Source organism: Gemmatimonadaceae bacterium (genome assembly GCA_035633115.1).
Taxonomy (GTDB): Bacteria; Gemmatimonadota; Gemmatimonadetes; order Gemmatimonadales; family Gemmatimonadaceae; genus UBA4720.
This window is the reverse complement of record DASQFN010000041.1, coordinates 1-2,200: the sequence shown is the minus strand read 5'-3', so window position 1 is coordinate 2,200 and position 2,200 is coordinate 1. Positions and strand designations below refer to the sequence as shown.

3 protein-coding genes are annotated in these 2,200 nt (G+C 55.9%); all 3 read right to left on the bottom strand.

Features of this window, described 5'->3' with window-relative positions:
- Window positions 1-159 (bottom strand): NAD-dependent epimerase/dehydratase family protein (locus VES88_03545; protein HYN80550.1); only part of this gene is annotated, 159 nt, incomplete at its 3' end.
- Window positions 152-1,315, bottom strand: a complete 1,164-nt coding sequence (locus VES88_03540; GenBank protein HYN80549.1) for a glycosyltransferase family 1 protein — start codon at window positions 1,313-1,315, stop codon at window positions 152-154. The genes VES88_03545 and VES88_03540, both read right to left, overlap by 8 nt.
- The coding region (locus tag VES88_03535) for an NAD(P)-dependent oxidoreductase (GenBank protein ID HYN80548.1) at window positions 1,312-2,200 on the bottom strand (889 nt) is incomplete at its 5' end. The genes VES88_03535 and VES88_03540, both read right to left, overlap by 4 nt.

Sequence of the window (2,200 nt, the reverse complement as noted above, 5' to 3'; positions counted from 1 at the left end):
GCGCGCAGCGACAGCAGCGAGATTAGTCGTGTAGCCGGTAGATAAATTATCCACGACCGTCACTTCCGCGCCGCGGCGGACAAATTCCTCCACTAGGTGCGAGCCGATGAAGCCGGCGCCGCCGGTCACGAGAACCGAACGCCGTTCGTAGTCAATCATCCAGTTTAACCTCCGAAGCTCTGAAATCGGTGACGGGCGCGGGCAATCGCGCGGCCTCTTCCAGAACCGCCAGCGTCTCAGCCGAACATCGTTGCCAAGAAAATCGTTGCGCGTTGACGAGACCGCTCTCCGCCAACTCGCGGCGCAGCGCAGCATTGGTCGCCACCTGCGACATGGCCTTGACCATATCCTCCACCTCCAGCTTGGGTATAAAGAGCGCTGCTCCACCTGTATTCTCGCGCGCGCCCGGAGTGTCTATGCAGATTACCGGCGTCCCCGTAGCTTGCGCCTCCATGACTGGAAACGATAACGTCTCGTAGGTGGATGGCATCACGAACGCCTCGGCGGCGTTGTACAGTAAATTCAAGTCTTCGTCTGTAGCGTATTTCAGGCGCACCAAATGATCTGCGATGCCCAATTCTGCGCCCAGCGCAGTGATGTTTAAGGTGGCCGTGTCCGGGCCGATGATAATCATTTTATGTGGCAGGGATATTCGCCGCTTTAACTCGGCGAACGACTCCAGAAGACGTGGAACGTTACGACGCCCCGAAAGTTTTCCGACGAAGAAGAAGAACGGCGCGCCTCCCGTGTGTCGCTCGCGCATTTCGTCCACTTTCAGATTACCCGGTAGCGGTTTGAAAACCTCGGCAGGAGCCAAGCGCGTGACGCGAATCTTCGAGAGCGGAACTCCCCAGACACGCGCGATGTCTTGCCGTGCCGCCTCCGTCGTCGTAATCACCAGCGTCGCCCGGCGCGCACTCCAACCGTACAGCGGGTTGTAGAAATACCGCGCCGAGAACGGAAAGAACTGCGGGTACATTTTCGATGTCGCATCGTGGGTAACGACGACCGTCTTTCCGCGAGCGAATAACGGCTTTGTGTACGACGGACAGAAGATCACATCATCGTCCGCGCTTGGAGCCAACTGAGAATTCTCCCAAAGCAGCATTGACCGATCCGAAGCGAGAACCCGCTCGCGGAGGTTCTCCGGCAAGGAGATCTCCGTACGGTCAACAGGCTTCGGTGTGTAAAAATTGATTTCGTCGAACCGTCCGGCGACCATCTCGGGCGTCCAGTTTTTGACGACGTTTAAAAGGTAACGGCCTACGCCCGTGCGCTGGCCGTGAATGCGCCAACCATTGATGCCCAGCTTCATCGCTTTTTCCACGCTTTCATCAATTCGTAAGTTCGGCGGACGCCTTCTTCAACTGAATAACGCGGCCTCCAGGCGATCAACCGCTCAATCGTCGTCATATCGCATTGAAACTTCATCGGCCCCTGCACAGGTTGATCGAGATCGGTCATCGAACATCCGCTTATCTCTTGCAAGAGGTCCACGATCCGGCGGACGGGCGTCCGGGTACCAGTGCCAAGATTGAGGATGCCGGTGTAATCAGTCTCAAGCAACTGCACGATGGCGTGAGCGGCGTCTTCGACGTAGATAAAATCTCGCTCCGGCTTTGTGCTCCAGACTTGCCCCTTGCCGTGATCGAGCAGTTGGTGAATGAGCAGGTGAATTAGATCGAATCGCTTGAGCGGAGTCGGCCCGTAGATATTTGAGAGCCGGACGGTGATGATCGGCGTCCAGCGTTCATAAAACTTACACGCTTCTTCGCCAAAATACTTGCTCAGCACGTAGCGATTCTTGTAGGGATTGATGGGACTGCGCTCGGAGACGGGCAGAGTGATCCGCTCTTCGTCATAGATGAGAATCGTCGAGAAGTTGATGAACTTTTTGATCGCGCGGTGCTTCAGTTGTTCGAGCGTCTGAATCAGAGGAATAACGTGATAATCGAATGCCGTGGGCTCGCCCGGAGGAATATCCTCTTTCTCCAGATTGTAATGGTCAGTGTTCCCGATAATGAAGATGATTTTGTCGAACTCCACGTCGCGCAGCACATCGAGATTGTCTAAACTCTCGACGGGAATGTGCCGGTTCTTGGTAGGCGGTGGAGTGCGCCCGACCGAGATGATGTCGGGATAATTTTCGAGCACGTACGGGCCGAGAAAGCCGCTTCCGCCAAAGAGGATTGTGCCTGCA